The 7899-nt window shown below is 73.7% G+C and carries 4 protein-coding genes; all 4 read left to right on the forward strand.

What is annotated here, in order from left to right:
• Window positions 1-67: 67 nt before the first annotated feature.
• The gene (glgX, locus tag ACIGXE_RS22790; RefSeq protein ID WP_399750117.1) at window positions 68-2275 is read left to right on the forward strand and encodes a glycogen debranching protein GlgX; all 2208 of its coding nucleotides are present in this window, start codon (window positions 68-70) and stop codon (window positions 2273-2275) included.
• A 216-nt stretch (window positions 2276-2491) separates the two neighbouring features.
• Window positions 2492-4285, forward strand: coding sequence for an ABC transporter ATP-binding protein (locus ACIGXE_RS22795; RefSeq protein ID WP_399750119.1), 1794 nt, complete (start codon window positions 2492-2494; stop codon window positions 4283-4285).
• Window positions 4282-6210 (forward strand): ABC transporter ATP-binding protein, encoded by a 1929-nt coding sequence (locus tag ACIGXE_RS22800; protein WP_399750123.1) that lies wholly within the window; start codon window positions 4282-4284, stop codon window positions 6208-6210. Before ACIGXE_RS22795 ends, ACIGXE_RS22800 begins: the two co-directional genes overlap by 4 nt.
• Before the next feature lie 595 nt (window positions 6211-6805).
• Window positions 6806-7899 (forward strand): M4 family metallopeptidase (locus tag ACIGXE_RS22805; protein ID WP_399750125.1); only part of this gene is annotated, 1094 nt, incomplete at its 3' end.

Here is a 7899-nt window from a genome sequence, read left to right on the forward strand (position 1 = left end):
GGGGCGACGCCCCGGCTCCGGACCGCCGGCCAGACCCGTGCGTGGGAGAGCCGCGGGAGGCCGGGACGTGTCGAGCGCAGCCGAGCAGGAGGCGGTACGTCAGCATGCCCGCGCCCCGGAGGGGCGACCGGGCCGGGTGGTGTGGCCAGGGGCACCGACGCCCCTGGGCGCCCGGTGCCGGGTCGGGCCCGACGGGGTCGCCGGCACCAACTTCGCGCTGTGGGCGGGCGGGGCGGAGGCGGTGGAGCTGTGCCTGTTCGACACCGACGGCACCGAGACCCGCCTGGAGCTGACCGAGCTGACGCACGAGATCTGGCACGGCTTCGTGCCCGGCGTCGGGCCCGGTCAGCGCTACGGCTACCGGGTGCACGGGCGCTGGGACCCGTGGACCGGGGCCCGCTGGAACCCGGCGAAGCTGCTCCTCGACCCCTACGCGCGGGCCGTCGACGGGGACTTCTCGCTGCCGCCCGAGGTGTACGGACACGTCCGTGACTGGCCGCAGCAGCACGTCGCCGACACCGTCCGCGACGAGCGTGACTCGGCACCGCACGTGCCGAAGGGGGTGGTCGTCCAGGACGACGACGACTGGTCCGACGACCGCCGCCCCAAGACGCCGTGGCCCGACTCGGTCATCTACGAGCTGCACGTCAAGGGCTTCACCCGGCGCCACCCGGGCATCCCCGAGCACCTGCGCGGCACCTACGCGGGACTCGCGCACCCGGCCGCCGTCGAGCATCTGGTACGGCTCGGGGTGACCGCGGTCGAGCTGCTGCCGGTGCACCAGTTCGCCCACGAGGACCATCTGCTGCGGCGCGGCCTCAGCAACTACTGGGGCTACAACTCGATCGGCTACTTCGCCCCCCACGCCGGATACTCCTCGTCCGGCACCGCCGGGCAGCAGGTCGGCGAGTTCAAGCGGATGGTGCGGGCGCTGCACGCGGCCGGCATCGAGGTCATCCTCGACGTGGTCTACAACCACACGGCGGAGGCGGGCGAGCTGGGCCCCACGCTCTCCCTGAAGGGCATCGACAACCGCGGCTACTACCGGCTCCAGTCCGACGCCCGCCGGTACGCCGACTACACCGGCTGCGGCAACACCCTGCACGTGGTGCAGCCGCAGGTGCTCCGGCTCATCACCGACTCCCTGCGCTACTGGGTGACCGAGATGGGCGTGGACGGCTTCCGCTTCGACCTGGCGGCGGCCCTGGCCCGTTCCTTCCACGACGTCGACATGCTCTCCCCCTTTCTCGCCGTCATCGCCCAGGACCCGGTGCTGCGCCGGGTCAAGCTCATCGCCGAGCCCTGGGACGTCGGCAACGGCGGCTACCAGGTGGGCTCCTTCCCGCCGCTGTGGACCGAGTGGAACGACCGCTACCGCGACGCCGTACGGGACTTCTGGCGGGGCGCCCTGCCCGACGTGCGGGACCTCGGCTACCGCCTGTCCGGCTCCAGCGACCTGTACGCGTGGGGCGGCCGGCGCCCGTACGCCTCCGTCAACTTCGTCACCGCCCACGACGGCTACACGCTGCGCGACCTGGTGAGCTACGAGCGCAAGCACAACGAGGCCAACGGCGAGGGCAACCGGGACGGCACGCACGACAACCGCTCCTGGAACTGCGGCGCCGAGGGCGAGACCGACGACCCGGCCGTCAACGCCCTGCGCCGCCGTCAGCTCCGCAACCTGATGACCACCCTGCTGCTGTCGACCGGCGTGCCGATGCTGGTGGCCGGCGACGAGATGGGCCGCACGCAGGGCGGCAACAACAACGCCTACTGCCAGGACAACGAGATCGGCTGGCTGGACTGGACGCTCCCGGAGGACCCCGGACGCGCCCAGCTCCTCGCCCTGACCCGCCGCCTCCTGGCGCTGCGCCACCGGCACCCGGTGCTGCGCCGCCGCGCCTTCTTCTCGGGCCGCGCGCAGGCCGACGGGCTGCGCGACCTGGCCTGGTTCACCGCTGAGGGCGCCGAGATGACCGAACGCGACTGGTACGCGCCCGCCGCCACGCTCGGCCTCTACCTCTCGGGGCGCGACATACCGGGCCGCGACGCCCGCGGGGAGCAGGTCACCGACGACAGCTTCCTCGCGGTCCTGCACGCCGGCCACCGCCCGGTGGACTACCGGCTCCCGGGGCCGCCCTGGGCGGAGTCGTACGAACTCCTCCTGGACACCGCGCTGGAGGAGCAGACCGCCGCCCCGGGCACGGTGCACCGGGGCGGCGGGACCATCACGGTGGCGGGGCGGTCGGTGGTGCTGCTGCGGGTGGAAGGCTGAGGACACCTTCCGGGGTCCGCGAGGTCCGCACGTCGCAGGTGAGGTCGCCGGAGAGCCCTTCCGCTCCCGGCGACGCCGTCCGGGTCGGCTCCTGCCCCCGACCGCCCCGGACGGTCTCCCGCACCGTCACCTGTCCGAAGACCCGCGCCCCCGGCCCCGGCGGCGGCCGGAAAACCACGTGAGCGATGTCAGGGGTGAACCCTAGGCTCGGACCTGATGCCTTCAGAACACACACCCCCCGAGGACCCGCACGCCCGATCGGCCGTGCGCTCCCTGCTGCGCCTGTGGCCGTACGTCCGGCCGGTCCGCGCACGCCTGTTCACCGCCGCGGTCGTCGCGACCGTCGCGTCCTGTCTGTCGCTGGTCATCCCGCTCGTCCTGAAGTGGCTGGTCGACGGGCCGGTCACGGACGGCGACACCACCGGGGTGTGGCTCGGCGCGCTGTACCTGCTGCTGCTCGGGATCGCGGAGGCGGTGCTCTTCGGCTACCGGCGCTGGCTGGTGGCCCGGCCGCTGGCCGGGGTCGAGGCGGACATGCGGGCCGCCCTGTACCGGCGGCTGCAGCGGCTGCCGATCGCCTTCCACGACCGGTGGGCGTCCGGGCAGCTGCTCTCGCGCGGCACCACGGACCTGATGATGGTCCGGTTGTTCCTGGCCTTCCCGCTGACCTTCCTGCTGGTCAACGGCGTGACGATCCTGGCCGGCTACGCGGTGCTGCTCGCCCAGGACTGGACGCTCGGCCTGGTGCTGCTGACGCCGGTGGCGCCGATGGTGATCCTCTGCTCGGTCTTCGAGCGGCGGTACGCGGTCGTGGCGCGGCGGGCGCAGGACCAGGTGGGCGATCTGACGACGGTGGTCGAGGAGAGCGTGCTGGGCATCCGGATCGTCAAGGGCTTCGGCCGGCACCGCAGCCAGGCGGAGGCGTTCCGGACCCTGGCCGAGCGGCTGCGCGCCACGGAGCTGGCCAAGGCCCGGCTGCTGGCCGGGATCTGGGCGCTGATCACGCTGCTGCCCGAGGTGGCGGTGGGCGCGGCGCTGGTGATCGGCACGGTGCAGGTCGCGGATGGGGACCTGTCGGCGGGCACGCTGGTGGCCTTCCTGTCGACGGCGCTGGCGCTGCGCTGGCCGGTGGAGTCCATCGGCTTCCTGCTGGCGATGAGCCAGGAGGCGGCGACGGCGACGGAACGGTACTTCGAGGTGATGGACGCGGCGGAGGAGACGGAGCCGGACGCGCCCGCGGCGCCCCGTGCGGAGCCGGACGCCGACGGGGTGCGGTTCGAGAACGTCACCTTCCGCTATCCGGACGCCCCCGCGGACGCCCCGCCGGTGCTCGACGGGGTGGACCTGCACATCCGGCCCGGCGAGACCATGGCGCTGGTCGGCGGGACCGGTTCCGGCAAGACCACGCTCACCGCGCTCGTACCGCGGCTGCACGAGGCGACCGGCGGGCGGATCCTGCTCGACGGCGAGGACGTCACCCTCATGCCGCGGGAGCGGCTGCGGACGCTGGTGTCGATGGCGTTCGAGGAGCCGACCCTGTTCTCGGCGAGCGTCGGCGAGAACGTCCTGATGGGGGCGGGTCCGGACGCGGCCGAGCCGGAGCTGCGGCGCGCGCTGGCCGTCGCCCAGGCGGACGGCTTCGTGGACCGGCTCCCGGACGGCACCGCGACCCAGGTGGGCGAGCAGGGCCTGAGCCTCTCGGGCGGGCAGCGGCAGCGGCTCGCGCTGGCCCGCGCGGTGGTCGGGAGCCCGCGCTTCCTGGTCCTGGACGATCCGCTGTCGGCGCTCGACGTGCACACCGAGGCCCGGGTCGAGGCGGCCCTGCGTGAGGTGCTGCGCGGCACGACGGCCCTGGTGGTGGCCCACCGCCCGTCGACCGTGCTGCTCGCCGACCGGGTGGCGCTGCTGTCCGGCGGCCGGGTGACGGCCGTCGGCACCCACCACGAACTGCTGAGCAGCAGCGCGGAGTACGCCTGGCTGATGTCCGGCGAGAGGAACGAGGAGCGATGACGGACACGGACACCCAGGGGACGCACCCCACCGGACCGGCGTCCGGGACGCCGACGTCCGGTGCCGCCCAGGCCGCGCCGGACCCCTCCCCCGCGCGGGCCCCGGACCCCGCCACTCCCCAGGGGGACGCGCGCACCGACCCCTTCGACCAGGACGACCTCCCCACCGCCCCGGGCGCCACCGGGCGCCTGCTGCGGTCGCTGCTCGCCGCGCACCGGGCGCGGGTGGTGGTGGCCGCGGTGGTGCTGCTCGCGCAGCAGGCTGCGCTGCAGGCGGGGCCGTTGCTCGTGGCGTACGCGATCGACCGGGGGGTGCCGGCCTTCCGGGGCGGGGACCACGGGCCGCTCGTCGCGGTGGCGCTCGGGTACCTGGCCTGCGCGGCGGGCGGGGCCCTGCTGCAGTACGCCTTCATCCGCGTCGCGGCCCGGGTCAACCAGGCGGTGCTGCTCGACCTGCGCGGCCGGATCTTCCGGCACGCGCAGGCCCTCAGCGTCGACTTCCACGAGCGCTACACCTCCGGGCGGCTGATCTCCCGGTCCACCACCGACGTGGAGTCGCTGCGGGAGCTGCTCAACGAGGGGCTCCAGGAACTCGTCGTGGTCGTGCTCTCGTTCGTGTCGATCGCGGCGATGCTGCTCTGGCTCGACCTGGGCATCGGCGCGGTGGCGGTGGCGTCCTTCGGGCCGCTGTATCTGCTCGTACGGCTCTACCGGCGCCGCTCGCGGGTGGTCTTCGCGGAGCGCTCCACGGCGATCGCCGCGGTGATCGTGAAGTTCGCGGAGACGATGAACGGCATCCGGCCGGTCCGGGCGTTCCGCCGGGAGCGGGCCAACGACGCCGAGTTCGCCGTGCTGAACGAGCGGCACGCGCGCAGCAACGGGGACGCGCTCCTGGAGATGGCCCGCTACGTGGTCGGCTCGCGGCTGGTCGCCAACACCGCGGTGGCCGGCATGTGTCTGTGGGGCGCGTGGCGGGTGGCGGAGGACACCCTGGAGCTCGGTGTGCTGGCGGCCGCCGTGCTGTACGTGCGGCGCCTGTACGACCCGATCGACCGGCTCGGCATGTTCCTCAACTCGTACGAGTCGGCGGCGGCCTCGCTCACCAAGATCGCGGGCCTGCTGGCCCAGGAGCCGGGTGTCCCCGAGGCGACGGCGCCGCGGGAGCTGCCCGCGCGAACCGGCGCGCCGGGGCGGGCGGTGGTGTTCGACGGGGTCCGGTTCGCGTACCGGACGGGCGGCGAGGTGCTGCCGCGCTTCGACCTGACGATCCCGGCCGGGCAGACGGTGGCGGTCGTCGGGGCGACGGGCGCGGGCAAGTCGACGCTCGCGAAGCTGCTCGCCCGGTTCTACGACCCCACCGAGGGCCGGGTGCTGCTCGACGGGGTCGACCTGCGCGACCTGGCCACGACCGAGCTGCGGCGGGGCGTGGTGATGGTGACGCAGGAGGCGTTCCTGTTCTCGGGGACGGTCGCGGAGAACATCGCGATCGGCCGGCCGGAGGCGAGCCGCGCGGAGATCGAGCAGGCGGCGAAGGCGATCGGCGCGCACGAGTTCATCACGGGCCTGCCGGACGGTTACGACACGGACGTCCGCAAGCGCGGCGGCCGGATCTCGGCGGGCCAGCGTCAACTGGTGGCGTTCGCCCGCGCGTTGCTGGCCGATCCGGCGGTGCTGATCCTGGACGAGGCGACCAGCTCGCTCGACGTGCCGGGCGAGCGGGCGGTGCAGCGGGCGATGGACACGGTGCTCGCGGGCCGTACGGCGGTGGTGATCGCGCACCGGCTGTCCACGGTCGAGGTCGCCGACCGGGTGCTGGTGATGGAGGGGGGCCGGGTGGTGGAGGACGGCTCGCCCGCCGAACTGGTGGGCGGCGAGGGGCGGTACGCCGGTCTGCACCGGGCCTGGCGGGACAGCCTGGTGGGCTGAGCCCCGTACCGTCACCCCGCCCTCTCTCATCCAAGGACCGGCCGGATCGGCGCCGACGGCCCTTGCCCCGAGCAGGCGCGTCGAGCGGTCCGTACCAGGCCGGCGCCGAGCGCCGGGATCCGGACGAGTCCGAGGAGGGGGCGGAGGCTCTCTCCTCGGTCGACTCGCGCCTCCGCGGGGCCCCTTCGGCGGCCGGCGCCGGCCCTCCCCTCGCCGCCGCGGCCGGCCGGTGGTCCCGCTCGGCGAACACCCGCCGTCTCACGGAGTGGAAGGCCGCGGGCGGATCCTCCCCGTACGGCACGGCGTGCCGCCATCCGGAGGCTCCCGTGCGGTGACACCGGCGACGGGGTGCGGTGGCCGCTCCGTTCCGATTGCTGAAACGTCCGCTTAACGAACAGCGACGCACGGGCAACGAACGATTTCCGGCCAACTTATTGACGCGCTCCTGACAGGCGACGGTCGCAACTGCCACTCTCTCCCCCGGCTCTTCGCAACAACGTTCACCGCTTCACCCGTTAGTGCTCCACAGCTCTGTTTGCTCTGCCCGGGCGGCCTCACCCAGCCCCCCGGTACCCCCCTCGCAAAAGGAGTCTGCGTGAGATCCACGCCCAGCCGCCGTGCCACCGCGACCGGCGCCCTGATCGCTGCCGCCGCCATGATCGCCGTCGGCGTCCAGACCGGCACCGCCACCGCCGACCAGTTCGGCGCCGCGCCCCAGGCCCAGGCCGCCTCCAAGGCCAACCCCGGCAAGCTGCCGGCCGACCTCTCCCCGGCCCAGCGCGCCGCGCTGATCCGCGCGGCCCAGGCGGACACCGCCGCGACGGCCAAGCAGCTCGGCCTCGGCGCCCAGGAGAAGCTGGTCGTCCGCGACGTCGTCCAGGACCGCGACGGCACGACCCACACGCGCTACGAGCGCACGCTCAACGGGCTGCCGGTCCTCGGCGGTGACCTGATCGTCGCCGAGACCAAGGCCGGCGCCACCACCGGGGTCACCAAGGCCACCCGCGCCGACATCACCAAGGTCGACGTCGCCGCCGCGACCGTCGCCCCGGCCGCCGCCGAGAAGCAGGCGCTCGGCCGCGCGAACGCCGAGGGCTCCACGTCCGCGAAGGCCAGCCGTGCCCCGCGCAAGGTCGTCTGGGCCGCCAACGGGTCCCCCGTCCTCGCCTACGAGACCGTCGTCGGCGGCCTCCAGCACGACGGCACCCCGAACGAGCTGCACGTCATCACGGACGCCAGGACGGGCGCCAAGCTCTTCGAGTGGCAGGCCATCGAGACCGGCATCGGCAACACGATGTACAGCGGTCAGGTCACCCTCGGCACCGCCCCGTCGTACACGCTGACGGACACCGGCCGCGGCAACCACAAGACGTACAACCTCAACGGCGGCACCTCCGGCACCGGCACGCTGTTCAGCAACACCACCGACACCTGGGGCAACGGTCTCCCCTCCAACAAGGAGACCGCCGGTGCCGACGCCCACTACGGCGCCGCGCTCACCTGGGACTACTACAAGAACGTGCACGGCCGCACCGGTATCCGCGGTGACGGCGTCGGCGCGTACTCCCGGGTCCACTACGGCAACGCGTACGTCAACGCCTTCTGGTCCGACTCCTGCTTCTGCATGACCTACGGCGACGGGTCCAACAACACCAAGCCGCTGACCTCGATCGACGTGGCCGCGCACGA

The sequence above is a fragment of the Streptomyces sp. NPDC053431 genome (assembly GCF_044544925.1).
In the GTDB taxonomy this organism is placed as follows: domain Bacteria; phylum Actinomycetota; class Actinomycetes; order Streptomycetales; family Streptomycetaceae; genus Streptomyces.

Excerpts from the sequence above, each read along its gene's own strand:
- ACIGXE_RS22800 (WP_399750123.1), top strand. The coding sequence starts at position 4,282 with ATGACGGACACGGACACCCAGGGGACGCACCCCACCGGACCGGCGTCC.
- ACIGXE_RS22795 (WP_399750119.1), top strand. The coding sequence starts at position 2,492 with ATGCCTTCAGAACACACACCCCCCGAGGACCCGCACGCCCGATCGGCC.